The organism is Pelagibacterium flavum (assembly GCF_025854335.1).
GTDB lineage: Bacteria > Pseudomonadota > Alphaproteobacteria > Rhizobiales > Devosiaceae > Pelagibacterium > Pelagibacterium flavum.
The window spans coordinates 2,920,653-2,935,938 of sequence record NZ_CP107716.1; the positions used below are offsets into that span (position 1 = coordinate 2,920,653).

The following is a 15,286-nucleotide window of genomic DNA, read 5'->3' on the forward strand; positions in this document are numbered from 1 at the left end:
GATGGCGTGGGCCACAACTACAGGGCGAAAATGGCGCTGGTGCTGCAATTGCGCACGCGGTCTACGCGGGTGCCGTCCCAGTGGAAATCGAAATGGTCGCCCTGAACCGGGATTTCGATGAGGTCAGGCCAGAAGATACCGATACATTCGCCGCCCGGTGCGCGCACGCTGCGGTAAAGAACGCCATTGCTGCCCGAAGCGCGCAACGTTTTGCCTAGCTTTTGCGGCGGCCCGTAATCGTCGGGCAAGTGACACTCTGCGCATTCGCGCACATCGTGCAGGTCGAGATCGAGCGCATTGACCAGAACGCGGAATTGCGACGTCCAGCCCGGTGCTTCGGCAGTCGCCGCCATAGCTATACCGTGATGATGAGCCACTTCGCGGATGGCTACTTCCTCGCTGCTGCCGGCGCTGTAAACACCGTAGGTTCCGTCGGCAAACCGGCCCGGCCGGTCCGTGCTGACATGAACGAAAGGCGCCATCAACCAGCTTGCCCCCTGCCCGGCCACGCGGCGGTGCGGCGGGATGAGATCGAGGCGTCCCAGATGTTCCCAGACACGGGGGTTGGTTTTTGATTCCGCGGAGGCCAGCGCCTCCCAATCGGCGGGGTCGGCGATGTCTTCGAACAGGTCGATGGGCGGATAGATGGTGCGGATGATCCGAAACGCCCTGGCCCATTCAACCCGGGAAACCGGAACGCTCACCAGCCACCCCGCTCGGCATCGAGATAACTGCGGATGCGGGCCAGAGCGAAAATGGAGCCTTCCGCCATGATATCGACGGGGGTGCGGCCCTCGAGCGCTGCGTTGGGCTTTTTGACCCAGGCATAGCCGCGCGCCGGATCAGCAAAGAGATAGCGCAAGCCCTTATGGATACCCATGAGCAACGAGAGGCGGGTTGCCAGATCGCGGTCGATGCGCCCGACCTCCCCTGCTTTCCAGCGCGCATAGGTCCGGGCGGCGAGACCGCCAAGGATTTCGCGCGCCTCGGCATCGGACAGGTCCCAGCGGGCAAACAGGTTCACAACCGTACGCGCCATCGCGGCGGCTTCGGTCGCCGTGATCTGGGGACGCTCTGGAGCGGCGTTGGCTCTGGGCAGTTCGTGCAACATGCTTTTACCTCTTGGCATAAAATAGGCACAATGATGCCATTTGGCAAGAGCGGGGATAAAAATGTCCTTTGTCACCCTCGGGGGCGGCTAGAGCAGCAGTTCGGAGGTGACTTCGAGGGCCATGTCGTCCCGCACGGCAATATCGCCTTTGGGACGGTGTGCGGCGAGGGTGCGATCGCGCTCGTGAATCAGCGTACGGATTTCGTCATCGTAAGCAGCCAGAACCGCCGTCAGCCAGCGATTGACCAGATAGGAGGGGCGCGGCATGTGGACGTCGAATTTTTCCAACAATGCAATGGTGGGCTCGGCGTCGAGCCAGTCGTCGCCCACTACCCATTGGTTGACCGTAAACAGCCGCTTGAGCTTGCCGAAGGGATCAACGCCAATGGCGATCAGGTGGTGGATCGGGCCGCTGGCGCCCTGGGGCCGGACGAAACAGTGAAAGTGGCCGTGCTCGATGGTTCCGTCGGGCTCGTCGGCAGGGTGCGAGTGATAGAACCACTGAGCGCCGGTTTGCGGATCGAAGACATCGTCCTTGGGGTAATGTGTCCAGACCGAAATGTCGGGCGCGTCGCGCAGGGTTTCGGTCAGAACGGTGAGCCCGCCTTTGGCAAGCACGCTCTCGCAGAAAGCAATTTCGTGCAGAGCCTGGTGGCGGGCATCACTCATCAGTTCACCACGAGATCGGGCGCTTCGACCGCCCCTTCGGGCATGGCCGCCGGAGCCGGTGGCGGCGGGGCCAGTTCGGGCTCGGCCTCCTCGGGCTCCGGCATGGGCGCGGGCGGAGGCGGCGGAGCGGCAAGCTGGCTCGCGGGCTCTTCTGGCATTGGTGCGGGAGGCGGTGGGGCCGAGGCCATCGGCGCTCCAGCCGCGCACGGGGCGGCGGCCACAGGAGCCCCCGCAGCGCAAGGGGCCGCAGCGACCGGCGCACCTGCCGCGCAGGGGGCGCCTGCCGCGCAAGGCGCAACGGCGGGGCTTGCGGTGCCCGCTTCGCTCTGCGCGACGGGATTTGAGGCACGGACAACCGGGTTGGAGATGTGGTCGGCGGCAATCGCCACGGTGCCGAGGGCCAGCGCGGCACCAAACAGAATTGTGTTACGTCCGGTGGTCATTTCTTGGCAAATCCATCAAGTCCGAACAGTGGGCGGGCCCAGATGCCGATAAACGAACCGACAAAGGCGCAGACGAACCACAGCCAACCATGCAGGCTGCCCGAGGCGATTCCCGAAAACAGCGCGCCGATATTGCAGCCGAACGAAAGCCGGGCGCCATAACCCATCAGGATACCGCCCACGGCGGCGGCGATCAGCGAGCCGAGCGGCAATTTCGCCTTGGGCGCGAATTTTCCGGCCAGAGCGGCGGCAAGGCCGGCGCCCAGGATGATACCGAAATCCATGACCGAAGTGTTGTCGGTCAAAACCGAGGAATTGAGCGCCTGCGCCTGAGCGGGCCATGTCCAGAATTCCCAGGTGGCCACGGGAATGCCCACGGCGTCGGCAATTTTGGCGCCCCAGAGCCCGAAGCCATAGGTGATGGACCACGGGTGGCCGGCAACGAGCAGCGTCGCGATATTGAGGATGGCCAGCACCAACCCCGCCCCGACCAACGGCCAGGGACCATAGAGCAGCCAGGACCAGCCAGGGCGCTTGGGAGCGGGCTCGGGTTCAAGATTGCCATGCGCGCGCTTTTCGATGACTGCCGTGACGATGGCAACGAGCGAGAGGGCGATAATGGTCAGCCCGATCGCGGCGGGCAGCCCGAACTGGACCCGCGCATCGATAACGCCAAGCGAGGGCGCTTCGAGCCAGAATGGCAGATGTGCAGTGCCCAGCACTGCGCCGACAATGAAGAAGGCCAGCGTAACCAGCATGCGCGCTGACCCGCCGCCCACGGTAAACAGTGTACCCGAACCACAGCCGCCGCCCAGTTGCATGCCCAGGCCGAACATCGTCGCGCCGACGATGACCGACACGCCGACCGGTGCCAGCGCGCCAACCAGCGGCTGTCCACCAAGATTGCCGGCCGCAATCAGCGGCATCATGGCAATGGCGGTAACCCCGATCATCAGCATCTGGGCGCGCATGCCGCGGCCGCGCTTTTCCACCACCATGCGGCGCCAGCCGCCTGTAAAGCCGAAGGCGCCGTGATAGAGGGCCGCACCAAGTCCACCGCCGATGGCGAACAGAGAGGCCTGACGCAGATCGACGAGGTACCAGATGGCGATGAAACCGAGGATCAGTCCCAACCCGGTCACCAGCGTGGGACCGCGATCAGAGATCGCAGCGGGCAGATAGGACGGGCGATCGAGAGCGACGTCAGACATGTCGGTCTTTCAAAATTTAGGCGTTTTCAAGCGAAACAGATGCCCCGAGCGCCGGGACATCTGCAAGGGCCGGACTGGAGGTCGACCGATTATTCTACCGGGCGCGAGGGATCGGCGGTCCATTCGGCCATCGAGCCGTCATACATTGATGCGTTTTCGTTGCCGAGGATCTCATGCAACCCGAACCAGGCGACCGAAGCCCAATGGCCAGTGTTGCAGAAGACGATGCTGTCTTCATCCGAAGTCACATTCACCGCTTCGAGGAGCGCAGCCACGGTATCGGGCTGGGCAAAGCGGGCATATTCCGAACTGTAGAATTCAGAATGCGGAATGTTCACGGAGCCAGGGATCGTGCCGGCCGTCGCAACGACGGGGCTCTTGGACTGGCCCAAATGCTGTTCCACAGGACGGCCATCGACCAGAACCGTGCCGTTTTCGAGCGCTTCAAGAACGTCATCGGTGGTGGCAATCAGTTCGGGACGCACTTCAGCGGTGAATTCAGCCGCTTGGGGCGCTGCGAGTTCGGCCACGCGTTCGCCGCCGGCCGCATCGAACTGGCGCCAGCCGCCATCAAGGATCGAAACCTCGTCATGGCCGAGATATTTGAACGTCCAATAGACCCGGGTGGCACCACCGATTTCCGAAGAATCGGTGCCCCAGGGCAGGATCACCACGTGATCGTCATTGTCGATCCCGAGCGAACCGATCAGTTCGGCCACCTGTTCGACGGGCGGAATCTGGCCCGGCACGCCCTGCACCTCGGTGCGCCAACCGGCCGATCCGTAAGGAGCGACGACGGAATTGGCGACGTAGGGCAATTCGCCCAGATCGGTGCTTTCGATATTGTCGCGAATGTCGAGGATGACCACATTGTCAGCCCCTGCATTCTCGATCAGCCAGTTGGCGTCGACCAATGGCGTGATTTCGGATTGAGCGAGGGCCGGCACGGTCAGTGCAGCAGAAATGGCCAGTGCCGTTGCGGTCAGGCGCATTGTTTATCTCCCGGTTTCTGAATTGTCCTATTATCGCTCAATGACGATGGAGGTGCGAGGGCTGGGCTGTCAAAATTTGTGTGAGGTGCAAAAAAGCCTGCCAGTAAACAGTTGACCATGAGCATAGGATTGCCCGGCGCGGCAAATCCTGATCGAACAGCCAGAGCTTGGCCAATCGGTTTGAGAGGGCTAGTAGAGGGGTATCCATCAGCGTCCGGCCCTCCATGCTTGCCCTTATCTTTTCCGCCCTGCTGCCCATTGCGCTGATCATCACGCTGGGCCATCTGCTCAAGCGTTTCGGCTTTCTGGGCGAGGGGTTCTGGCCGCAAGCCGAGCGGTTAGCCTATTTCGTCCTCCTTCCGCTCCTTTTCGCCCATGGTCTCTACAAAGCCGACCTTTCCAACGCCCCCATCGGGCTGATCGCTGCGGGGCTTATCGGCCCGGCGGTGATCGGAACATTGGTGCTTCTGGCGGCCAACAGGGTAACGCGGTTCGACGGCCCGGCCCTCACTTCGGTCGTTCAGGGCGGCATCCGCTTCAACAATTATGTCGGGGTCACCGCCGCCGTCGGGTTGCTTGGCGTGCCCGGCGCGGCGCTGGCCGCCGTGGTCAATGCCATCCTGGTTCCTACGGTCAACATCGTGTGTTCACTGGTCTTTGCCCGTTACGGCGATCGCCAGCCCTCCGCGTTGAGCGTGGTCAAATCCATAGCCCTCAACCCGCTGATCCTGGGGTGTGTGGCGGGGGTCCTTCTGCGGTTAACCGGCATCGCTTTGCCGGCTGGCCTCGAAGGCTTCATGCAGGCCATGGGGCAAGCGGCCCTGCCGATCGGCCTGTTGTGCGTCGGGGCGGCGCTCAATTGGGAGGCGCTGGGGCGCGGCATCCGGCCAGCGCTTGTCGCCACCGCCGCGCGTTTCCTGCTCATTCCGGCAATCACTGTGGCGATCTGCCTGGCGGTCGGGCTCACGGGTCCGGCAGCATTGGTGGTGCTGCTGATCCAGTGCCTTCCCACCGCGTCGTCGGCCTATGTCATGGCGCGGCAATTGGGCGGCGATGCGCCGCTTATGGCAGGCATCATCGCCTTCCAGACGGTATTGGGGGTGGTGACCGTCCCGATCACGCTGGTGTTTCTCGCGCCCCTTATTGGTGCCGGGGTTTAGATCAAATCCGCTTTTCTTCGAATCGCAGACTTGATCTGAGTCCTTGTTTTGTCGCGCGTCCGAACCGCAAAACCGTTTCCACTTTTGCTGGATGCGCTCTAGCGCACCGACAAATACCCACCCTGCAGTCCGTCCTTTGAATAGACCACCTGCCACAGATGCACCCAGCGGGCCCGGAAGATGGCGGCGCAGCTCAAAAGGTAATAGCGCCACATGCGATGGAAGCGTTCGCCATAGGCCTCGGAAAGCTCGGGCCATGCGGCTTCGAAATTCTTATACCACGCCATGAGCGTCGGATCGTAATCGGCACCGAAATTGTGCCAGTCCTCCATGACCAGCCTGCCTTCCACGGCAGTCGTTACCTGTTTGGGCGATGGGAGCATGCCGTGGGGGAATATATATTTTTCCAGCCATGGCTCGCCGGCGCGGCGAGTCAAACTCCCGCCGATAGTGTGGAGCAGGAAGAGCCCATCGTCAGGCAGCAACTCGCTGACCTTGGAGAAATATGGCCGGTAGTTCTTGTACCCCACATGTTCGAACATGCCGACCGACACAATCCTGTCGAACTGGCCCTCGAGGTCCATGTAGTCCATGAGCTTTGTTTCGATCGGCAGATCGCCACGGGTGTCGTTGGCATAGGTCATCTGCTCCCTGGAAACCGTGATGCCCAACCCCGAGACACCATAACGCTCAGCGGCGAATTTGAGCAGACCACCCCAGCCCGAACCGATATCGAGGATGCGCATACCCTCTTTCAGACCGATCTTGCGGCAGATCAGATCGAGCTTGGCTTCCTGGGCGGCGTCGAGCGTTTCGGCTTCACGCCAATAGCCGCAGGAATAGATCATGCGCGGGTCGAGCATGCGCCTGTAGAGGTCATTACCGATGTCGTAGTGCTTTTCGCCGACCTCGCGCACGTGCAGCCGCTGTGGATTGAGGACCATGCCCTTGATGGTCAAAAGCGCCAGAGCCGGATCGAATTTGACCCGATTCTGCAATTGCCCGGTCAGGCACCGGTACAAGAACTGGTCGACTGCCTCGCTGTCCCACCAGCCATCCATATAGGCCTCACCCAGCCCCAGTGTCCCCTGGGTCATCACGCGACTGAACAGCCGGTCGTCATGAACCTGGATGTCCCAAGGTCGTGAGCCGCCTACTTCGATGTCGATTTGCGCAAGAAGATCGGTGATAAACGACTTGAACTTTGCCGACATGGCCCCGCTCAAACAAATAATAGTGACGCGCCGAGGCGCGGGGAAAGGATTCTACCTCACTAAAATTTATGGGTGTTGTCCAGTCCCTTGGTCCTCTTACTGCGCCCAGTCTTCCGACTGTCGGGACGGAAGGGAATACCCATCTTCGTCATCTGCCGTTTCCAGAATGCCGATCAGTTCGGCCACCTTGCCCGTCGGCAAATGATCGCCCTCATTGACCCGCGCTTCATCGGCGTCCAGCCACGCCAACGCCTTGGTCAAATCAACCTCGGTGGCTTCGGTCGCCGCGATCTCGGCGGCCAGATGTTCATCGATGGGGCCGAGCACCCGCTCGATCTCGCTGCGCGTCAGCGTCATGGCAATATCTCCAAAAGACCTGCTTACACTCTAATGCAGCACTACCTCTTTGAGTTGCACACCCGCTCTGGCTTTCGGCAGCAACCCGATGCACTCTGCCCTTCCCTTTAACATACAGAAAATTTCACCCGCGCTGTCGGGAACGGCAAACCGGGTGCGTCCTCGCCATACAAGGAGTTTGGCCATGCTCTACGCAATCCTTTGCTACAACGACGAAGCCGCCGTGGGCGGCTGGTCGAAAGAACACGACGACAAGATCATGGCCGATCTTCTCGCCGTCCAGAAGCCGCTGGTCGAAGCGGGCAAGATGGGACCGGTGGCCCGGCTGATGCCAACCACCGCGGCCACGACCCTGCGCAAGACAGCCGGAGAACCCATGGTGCTGGACGGACCTTTCGCCGAAACCAAGGAACAGTTCCTCGGTTTTTATGTCATCGATGCGGAGAGCCTCGAGGAGGTCGTGCAAGTCGTGCGCGATCTGGCCGAGGCCAATCCCGGCATGGGGTCCTATGAGATCCGCCCGGTCCGCGATTATTTTCCCGGAGCGCAAGCAAAGTGAACGACAAAGATGCCGACTGGATTGGCCTGACGCTGGCCGGCGCCCGCCCTCGGGCGGTTGCCGCGCTGTACAGGTATTTTCGCGACCTCGATATGGCCGAGGAAGCCTTCCAGGAGGCCTGTCTGCGCGCACTGAAATCCTGGCCGAAGAACGGGCCACCGCGCGATCCGGCCGCCTGGCTGATCCTTGTGGGCCGCAATTCCGGCATCGACAGTGTGCGCCGCCGCGCGCGCTTCACCGCCCTGCCCGAAGAAGACAAGATTTCCGATACCTCCGATGCCGAAAGCGATATCGCCGAACGGATCGACGATTCGCACTATCGCGACGATATCCTGCGGCTGTTGTTCGTATGTTGCCATCCCGACGTGCCGGCCACCCAGCAGATCGCTCTGGCCCTGCGCATCGTTTCGGGGCTGACGGTCAAGCAGATCGCCCGCGCCTTTCTGGTTTCGGACGCCGCCATGGAGCAGCGCATAACCCGCGCCAAGGCCCGTATCGCGAAATCGGGTGCGAGCTTTGAAACGCCCGATGCCGCCGACCGCGCCGAGCGGGTGGGAGCGGTCGCAGCCATGGTCTATCTTGTATTCAACGAGGGCTACACCTCAGCCGGCGAGCGGTCGGAAACCCGCAACACGTTCGCACAGGAGGCGATCCGGCTGGCCCGGCTGTTGCTCGGGCTGTTTCCGACCGAACCGGAACTGATGGGCCTTCTGGCCTTGTTGCTGATCCAGCAATCGCGCGACGCGGCACGGTTCGACAAGGATGGAAACATCATCCTGCTCGACGATCAGGACCGCACGCTCTGGGATCGGCGCATGATCGACGAAGGCCTTGCCCTGATCGACAAAGCGATGCGGCACCGCCGGCCGGGCGTGTTCCAGGTCCAGGCCGCCATCGCGGCGCTGCACGCCCATGCGGAAACACCGGCCGACACCGACTGGACCGAGATCGAATTGCTCTACCGGGTGCTCGAGAGGCTGCAACCTTCGCCCGTCGTGACGCTCAATCGTGCCGTCGCAGTATCCAAGATCGAAGGGCCGCAAGCGGCGCTCGATCTCATCGAGCCGCTGGCCGATGCGCTGGGCGGCTATTTCTATTTCCACGGATTGCGCGGCGGTCTGCTGAAAGACCTCGGCCGCATCGAGGAAGCGCGCATCGCCTTCGATATTGCCATTGCCCACGCCAACACCACTGCGGAGGCCGTCCATATCCGGGCCCACCTCGACAAACTGGGCGGCTCTCCCTCCGGCGCATAATTTTTTTGCTCTTTTTGTCGGGAAGCAAAATGACCGTCCGTCCTATGGGCATCATACCCCAGGAGGACACCATGTTGATCAAGACCACATTTGCAGCGATCGCTCTTGCGACGCTCGTTTCTTTCCCTGCCAACGCCCAGGAGGCCACCATGGCAGAGACGTTCGACCCCATCCAGCTCAGCACCGAGGTGCCCGTCCCTTCCGAAGACGGAACGGTCAATATCGACGGGCTGAACATGTACTATCAGGTCCATGGCGAGGGCGAACCGCTTCTGCTCATCCATGGCGGACTGATGACCATCGAGGCCTGGGGACCCATCCTTTCCGCGCTTGCTGAAGATCGCAAGGTCTATGCGATCGAACTCGAAGGCCACGGCCGCACTGTCGATCTCGACCGTCCCTTGTCCATGCAGCAGTTCGCGGAGGACGTTTCCGGTTTCATCGAGCAGATGGATCTGGGGCCGATCGATATTGTGGGCTTTTCCATGGGCGGCGGTACCGCAATGGGCGTAGGGGCCCTGCATCCTGAACTGGTCAAGAGCCTTGTTATCATTTCGGCCTCCCACCAGGCGGACGCGATCTGGGATTCGGTACGCGCCGGCTGGCCCCACATGACAGCGGAGATGATGGAAGGCACCCCGATGCTTGCGGCCTATGAAGCTGTTGCGCCCCAGCCCGAGCGGTTCGCCGGATTTGTCGAAAAGATCCGTGACGCGATGGTTTCGGGAGAGCTCGGCTGGACCGACGATCAGGTCGCCTCTATCCCGGTGCCGGTTCTTATGATCATCGGGGACACCGATCTGGTCCAGTTCGACAAGGCTCTTGAAACCTACCAACTGCTCGGCGGCCAGTCCTCGACCGGACCGATGGGGCCAGAGCTCGATACGGCACGTCAATTCGCGGTGATCCCGGCCGCGACCCATTACGACATCGTGTTCAAGACCGACCTGCTGCTGCCGTTGATTGATCGCTTCCTTGCCGCCCAAGCCGATTGATAAACAGATTCAATTGGCTGAAGACCGGATTCAGATGTATCATAATCTGAATCCGGTCTTTTGCGTTAGATGTTGAAAATGAACGTCTTTTTCTGATCCGGCCCGAGGAGGCTCCACATGAAGATCACACCGTATCTCAACTTCGCCGGCGATTGCCGGGACGCGATGACCTTCTACCAGTCCGTGCTTGGCGGTGAGCTGGAAATGACCGCGCACAAGGACACCCCTTCGGCCGAGCATGTCCCCGCCGAGATGCAGAACCAGATCATGCATGCGGCTCTCACCTGGAGCGACGGCAGGCTCTTTGCTTCCGATGCCCCCATGGCGCAGGCCAATTCCTTTTCAGGCGTTTATCTCTCGGTCCACCCCGAAACCGTCGAGGATGCCGACCGCATGTTCGCCGCACTCAAGGATGGCGGCACCGTGGAAATGGAGCTCGAGGAAACCTTCTGGGCCAAGCGCTTCGGCATGCTCTATGACCGCTGGGGCGTCAAATGGATGTTCAACGTGGATTAGGATTGGCGCTACGGCGATCCGGGATACCCTCTCGGCTCCTTCACCACCACTCATCCCACTCCCCATTGTCATTCCGGGAGTGAGAAGCGGTTCGGCCTTGGCCGAAGCCAAAGCTCCGGTGGAGCTTTGGCAGCGCCTGAACGCCTTGAGGCCTATGGCCGAAGGCCCCTCGGAATCCATCATGATGCGTCGCTACACTCCCAACCGCAAAAGACTTATCCCCGCTTCCGTGACCTCCCCCATACTCCCTCTCACGAACCCGCGCATATGGACGCAAGCGCAACGAACGTTTGGGCGGGTTTGGTCCGGGTTCCTTGCGGGTCGCCGCAGGGAAGGCCCAAACGTCACAAGCGCCGGACGGCGTGAACCGGCCGCCTGATCTCGGTTTCGAGACTGGCGCGATTTTGCTAACGCCGTCGTACCGGGGAAACCCGGAGGGGATTGACCCTAGCCTTCTGAAGGGCGACTAAGCCAAAAACCCTGGGCGCGTGGGGCGATGATCGCTTCATATACTAACTAAACATGCGGAGCGTTCATCGCCCCATGCCGTTCTTCGATCCATCCTTCGGCCAATCGTGCCGGTGGCGCGATTGGAGGTGAGAAGGCCATGAGAGCTAAGCTCGAATGGCGATCATGGCCCGAGGCGACATCGCCGTCGGAGGTTTTGGCATGCGTGAAAAGAAAGGCCCCCTCACCCCATCCCAGGTAAGCCAAAGGATGGGCTCAACCTAAATAAGCCTTGCCTTATCCACCATCCTTCCAGCGGATGCGGTAGAGATCGAAGCGGCGGTCGCGGAGGTTTCTGACGGCACCTTGCGAGCGGGCCCATTGCAGGGTCGAAACATTGAGGTCAGCCACAACCACCATCTCGACATTCTCGCTCGCTTCGGCGGCGATCCCGTCGCGGGCGAAGGGCATGTCCGAGGGGGTAAAGATGGAGGAGTGGGCATAGTTGATGTCGAGATTGTCGACATTGGCCAGGTTGCCGGTGATCCCCGAGGTCACGACATAGCACTGGTTCTCGATGGTGCGGGCCTGGCAGCAATATTTGACGCGCAAATGACCCTGCCGCGTGTCGGTGCAATAGGGCACGAACATGATGCGGGCGCCCTGATCGGCCAGACGCCGGGCCACTTCGGGAAACTCGCTGTCGTAACAGATCATCACCCCGACCGGCCCGCAATCGGTGTCGATCACGTCCACGGAGTCGCCACCAACGATCCCCCAGTAATCGCGTTCGTCGGGTGTGGGGTGCATCTTTTCCTGGGCGTGGACCGTGCCGTCGCGCAAAAAGACATAGCAGACGTTCTGGATATCCTCATCCTCGGTGATCGTGGGGTGAGAGCCACCGATGATGTTGATGTTGTATTTGAGCGCCATTTGCTGCATGCGCTCGATGAATTGGGGGGTGTATTCGGTCAGCCGCAGGATCGCTTCATGGGGTGGCTGTTCTGGTTCGCTCGACAGAAGCATCAGCGTGAACAGTTCGGGAAACACCACGAAGTCCGACCCATAGTCGGCCGCCACGTCGGCGAAATACTCCATGTGCGTGAAAAACGCGTCCGCGTCGGCAAACCGCCGCGCCTCGAGCTGCACGGTGGTCACGCGCACCGTTTCGCGGCTGCGCTTGTGCGCCGGACGGGCTTCGTCCTCCTCGTCGTAACGCGGGTTGCGCCACACCATGAGTGCCGCATGGCCACCCGACGCCTTGTCGTCGGGATGATAATTGCGCAACAGCAATTCGGGCTCAAAGCCGAGCTTCATCTGAAAGCTGGCCACAGGATCGCGCACTTCGCGATCCACCACGGCCTGGAAATACTGGCTGGCGCGCGGATAATCCTTCTTGTTGCGGCGATAGCCCGGCAGGCGCCCACCGAAAGCAATACCCTTGAGCCAAAGCTCTTCGCACAGGCGCTGGCGGGCTTCGTACAGCCTGCGTCCGATGCGGTTGCGCTGGCGGCCCGGATCGACGCAGACTTCCACACCATAGAGCCATTCGCCCTTGGCGTTGTGAAGCGAGCCATAACCGGCACCGGTGATGTTTTCCCAGGTGTGCTGCTTGAATATCTGCTTTTCGGCCAATTGCAGCGTGGCGGCATAACCCACGATCTGCCCGTCATAGACCGCAACGAACTGGCCCTCGGGAAAGGCATTGATCTGCCCACGGATCGTGCCGGGAAGATATGGGCCTTCTTCGGGGTAAACCCTCTGGGTCAGCTTGATGATGGCTGGAATATCGCGAATCTTGGCAGTCCGCACCTCAAGGAGCGGCTTGTCGGAAAGTTTGGGCACGGGGTGGAAACCTCGTTATCGATCAAATCAAAATGGATTGTGCCGGCGGCGCGCCGTCAGCCTATAGCACGACAACGCGCCACCGCCACATTGGCTCCAAAGCAAAAGCCCCGAATTGTCGCGTTTCCAAACGAACAGGTGGTTCCCACCTATTGTGGAAAGGCTCTATCGCGTCTCTTCGGCCACCAACTCAAGCGCCCGCCCATACAGCGCTTCGCCGTCGATACCGTTTGCGGCGGTCTCGGCAAACCAGTTGTCTATGGTCACCTGCGCTGCAGCCCGCCAGCGCGCGGTCTCCTCGGCGTCAAGCGTAACGATGGCATTGCCACGCCCCAGCGCCTCATTGCGAGCCACGATATCGTCGGCATCATTGGCCGCACCGAACCGCCCGGCCCACTCCACGCCGGTATTGGCATCAATCACGGCCTTGAGGTCGTCTGGAAGGCTCTCGTAGCTGTCGCGGTTCATGACGAAGGCAAAAGTCTGCGTATAAAGCCCTTGATTGCCTGAGAACTCGGTGTGATGGGAAACGATCTCGCTGGTGCGCAACGCCATCGTTACCTGCCAGGGAATGGTCGCGGCATCGATCACGCCGCGCGACAGACTTTCAGGCACCTGCGGGACGGGCATGCCGATGGCCTCGGCGCCCAGATCGGTCAGCATGGCGGAAATGACCCGAGATCCCCCACGCACCTTCAGCCCGGCGAGATCGTCGAGCGTTTCGATTGGACTGGACGAATGGAAAACGCCGGGTCCGTGGGTATGCACGGCGATCAGCTTGACGTCGGCGAACTCGTCCATGGCGTTTTCTTCGACATAACGCTGGAAAGCACGCGAGGTATCCTCGGCGTTTGTCACGAGGAACGGCATCTCGAACACTTCTGACTTGGGAAAGCGCCCCGGCGTGTAGCCGAGCACCGTCCAGATCAGATCGACCACACCATCCTGGGCCTGATCGAACAGGTTGGGAGGTGCGCCGCCAAGGATCATCGAGGGATAATATTCGATTTTTATCCTCCCCTCCGATTGATCTTCTATGGTCTCGGCCCAGGGGATCAGTCCTTCGCGCGGCACGCTGTCGGTCATGGGCAGGAATTGGTGCAGCCGGAAGGTGAACTCCTGAGCCGGCGCGGACGAAATGGAGGCAGCGCCATAAAGCGCTGCCGCGAGCAGGGTTCTGGTGAACATGATTGGTCCCCAAAATGCACGGGACCAGCAAGGGTGCCTCTCACCCTGTGCGAGTTCGATCCCGCTCCGGGCGCCTGGCAGGGCCCGGGCATCGGTTCCCCCGATGCCTGGCCTGATTATCGCATCACTGCGCCGGGCTCAACCGCAGAATCTGCCCCGGATCTGCGTCGGTGATGAGATAGAGTGCACCGTCGTCACCCTGGGTCACATCGCGGATGCGATGGGGAAAATCGTCGCCGAACAGGAATTCATCACCCACGACATCCTCGCCTTCGAGGTCGATGCGGATCAGATCCGTGCCGGCCAGAGCGCCCATGAAGGCATCACCCTGCCATTGGGGAAACAATTCGCCGGTATAGAACGCAAGCCCCGACGGTGCCGGCGATGGCACCCAGGTCCGCTCGGCTTCCACCAGGTCATCGGGCAGATCTTCGGGCGGATTGATGGGGTCGCCGGAATATTCGGTGCCTTCGGTCAGCAGGGGCCAGCCGTAGTTTCCACCGGGCACGATCTTGTTGAGTTCGTCGCCACCGCGCGGTCCATGCTCTGCCACCCAAAGCTGGTCGGTCTCGGGGTGCATGTCGGCACCCTGCATGTTGCGATGGCCATAGCTCCAGATTTCAGGCAACGCGCCTTCGGTATCGACAAAGGGGTTGTCCTCGGGCACCGATCCGTCGGGCAGGATGCGGATGACCTTGCCGAGATGGGAATCGAGATCCTGCGCCTGGACGCGGAACTCGGCGTCGGACCGTTCACCGGTGGTGATGAACAGATAGCCATCCTCGTCAAACGCCAGGCGCGAGCCGAAATGCAGCGTCGAGGGCAGCTTGGGCCGCTGGGAGAAGATGACTTCAACATCGGACAACTGGGTCATGTCGTCGTTCAGAACGCCACGGGCCACGGCTGTTGAATTCGTCCCCGCCTCATCACCGGGTTCGGCATAACTCACATAGACATAGCGATTGGTTTCAAATTCGGGATCGAGCGCTACATCGAGCAGACCACCCTGCCCCTCAAAGACCACCTCGGGTGTGCCGCCAATCGGGTCGGAAATCGATCCGTCCGCCGTGACGTGCCGCAAATTGCCAGACCGTTCGGTCACCAGCATGCTGTCATCGGGCAGGAACACCATGCCCCAAGGCGATTGCAGCCCCTCGACAACCGGAGCAAGCGTTACCGAACCTGCTTCGGTTTCAAAGGTCTGGGCAATGGCGGGTGCGGTAAGCGCTGTCGCGCAGGCAAGGCCGGCAAGAACTTGGCGGAACATTGTTGACTCCTCGTTGATTGGCACACTTTGCCAATCGTACGAGACATTTCTTGTTC

16 protein-coding genes are annotated in these 15,286 nt (G+C 61.2%); 5 read left to right on the plus strand and 11 right to left on the minus strand.

Annotated features, from left to right (window positions below; genetic code table 11):
• Nucleotides 1-17: 17 nt before the first annotated feature.
• The 6 genes from OF122_RS14730 to OF122_RS14755 form a co-directional block, all read right to left on the minus strand.
• The gene (locus tag OF122_RS14730) at nucleotides 18-704 is read right to left on the minus strand and encodes an RES family NAD+ phosphorylase (protein WP_264224945.1); all 687 of its coding nucleotides are present in this window, start codon (nucleotides 702-704) and stop codon (nucleotides 18-20) included.
• The gene (locus OF122_RS14735) at nucleotides 701-1,111 is read right to left on the minus strand and encodes an MbcA/ParS/Xre antitoxin family protein (protein WP_264224946.1); all 411 of its coding nucleotides are present in this window, start codon (nucleotides 1,109-1,111) and stop codon (nucleotides 701-703) included. Before OF122_RS14735 ends, OF122_RS14730 begins: the two co-directional genes overlap by 4 nt.
• A gap of 87 nt (nucleotides 1,112-1,198) precedes the next feature.
• Nucleotides 1,199-1,783: a DUF6969 family protein gene (locus OF122_RS14740; RefSeq protein WP_408636338.1), complete on the minus strand. Its 585-nt coding sequence runs from the start codon at nucleotides 1,781-1,783 to the stop codon at nucleotides 1,199-1,201.
• The gene (locus tag OF122_RS14745) at nucleotides 1,780-2,223 is read right to left on the minus strand and encodes a hypothetical protein (protein WP_264224948.1); all 444 of its coding nucleotides are present in this window, start codon (nucleotides 2,221-2,223) and stop codon (nucleotides 1,780-1,782) included. Before OF122_RS14745 ends, OF122_RS14740 begins: the two co-directional genes overlap by 4 nt.
• On the minus strand, nucleotides 2,220-3,434 hold the full coding sequence (locus OF122_RS14750) for a YeeE/YedE family protein (protein ID WP_264224949.1): 1,215 nt from the start codon (nucleotides 3,432-3,434) through the stop codon (nucleotides 2,220-2,222). The genes OF122_RS14745 and OF122_RS14750 overlap by 4 nt, the downstream gene beginning before the upstream one ends.
• A gap of 89 nt (nucleotides 3,435-3,523) precedes the next feature.
• Entirely contained in the window at nucleotides 3,524-4,426 is a 903-nt protein-coding gene (locus tag OF122_RS14755) for a sulfurtransferase (protein WP_264224950.1), read from the minus strand.
• Between the two features lie 224 nt (nucleotides 4,427-4,650).
• Between OF122_RS14755 and OF122_RS14760 the strand changes: the two genes are divergently transcribed.
• Nucleotides 4,651-5,586, plus strand: a complete 936-nt coding sequence (locus OF122_RS14760; protein ID WP_264224951.1) for an AEC family transporter — start codon at nucleotides 4,651-4,653, stop codon at nucleotides 5,584-5,586.
• Between the two features lie 98 nt (nucleotides 5,587-5,684).
• Here OF122_RS14760 and cfa read toward each other — a convergent pair whose 3' ends face one another.
• Together cfa and OF122_RS14770 are read right to left on the minus strand one after the other, a co-directional pair.
• A complete protein-coding gene (cfa, locus tag OF122_RS14765; RefSeq protein WP_264224952.1) occupies nucleotides 5,685-6,800 on the minus strand; it encodes a cyclopropane fatty acyl phospholipid synthase in 1,116 nt (371 codons plus the stop codon).
• Nucleotides 6,801-6,896: 96 nt separating this feature from the next.
• The gene (locus tag OF122_RS14770; protein WP_264224953.1) at nucleotides 6,897-7,157 is read right to left on the minus strand and encodes a hypothetical protein; all 261 of its coding nucleotides are present in this window, start codon (nucleotides 7,155-7,157) and stop codon (nucleotides 6,897-6,899) included.
• 184 nt (nucleotides 7,158-7,341) lie between these two features.
• Between OF122_RS14770 and OF122_RS14775 the strand changes: the two genes are divergently transcribed.
• From OF122_RS14775 to OF122_RS14790, 4 genes are all read left to right on the plus strand, one after another.
• A complete protein-coding gene (locus OF122_RS14775; RefSeq protein WP_264224954.1) occupies nucleotides 7,342-7,716 on the plus strand; it encodes a YciI family protein in 375 nt (124 codons plus the stop codon).
• Nucleotides 7,713-8,972 (plus strand): RNA polymerase sigma factor, encoded by a 1,260-nt coding sequence (locus OF122_RS14780; RefSeq protein WP_264224955.1) that lies wholly within the window; start codon nucleotides 7,713-7,715, stop codon nucleotides 8,970-8,972. Before OF122_RS14775 ends, OF122_RS14780 begins: the two co-directional genes overlap by 4 nt.
• A 71-nt stretch (nucleotides 8,973-9,043) precedes the next feature.
• A complete protein-coding gene (locus tag OF122_RS14785) occupies nucleotides 9,044-9,967 on the plus strand; it encodes an alpha/beta fold hydrolase (RefSeq protein WP_264224956.1) in 924 nt (307 codons plus the stop codon).
• 117 nt (nucleotides 9,968-10,084) lie between these two features.
• Nucleotides 10,085-10,483, plus strand: a complete 399-nt coding sequence (locus tag OF122_RS14790; RefSeq protein ID WP_264224957.1) for a VOC family protein — start codon at nucleotides 10,085-10,087, stop codon at nucleotides 10,481-10,483.
• A gap of 744 nt (nucleotides 10,484-11,227) precedes the next feature.
• Here the strand turns inward: OF122_RS14790 and OF122_RS14795 are convergent.
• From OF122_RS14795 to OF122_RS14805, 3 genes are all read right to left on the minus strand, one after another.
• Nucleotides 11,228-12,775: a carbon-nitrogen hydrolase family protein gene (locus OF122_RS14795; protein ID WP_264224958.1), complete on the minus strand. Its 1,548-nt coding sequence runs from the start codon at nucleotides 12,773-12,775 to the stop codon at nucleotides 11,228-11,230.
• Nucleotides 12,776-12,940: 165 nt separating this feature from the next.
• Nucleotides 12,941-13,963, minus strand: coding sequence for a TRAP transporter substrate-binding protein (locus tag OF122_RS14800; RefSeq protein WP_264224959.1), 1,023 nt, complete (start codon nucleotides 13,961-13,963; stop codon nucleotides 12,941-12,943).
• Nucleotides 13,964-14,087: 124 nt separating this feature from the next.
• Nucleotides 14,088-15,230 carry a PQQ-dependent sugar dehydrogenase gene (locus tag OF122_RS14805; RefSeq protein ID WP_264224960.1) on the minus strand — a complete coding sequence of 381 codons (1,143 nt, stop codon included), beginning with the start codon at nucleotides 15,228-15,230 and terminating at the stop codon, nucleotides 14,088-14,090.
• Nucleotides 15,231-15,286: the final 56 nt, after the last annotated feature.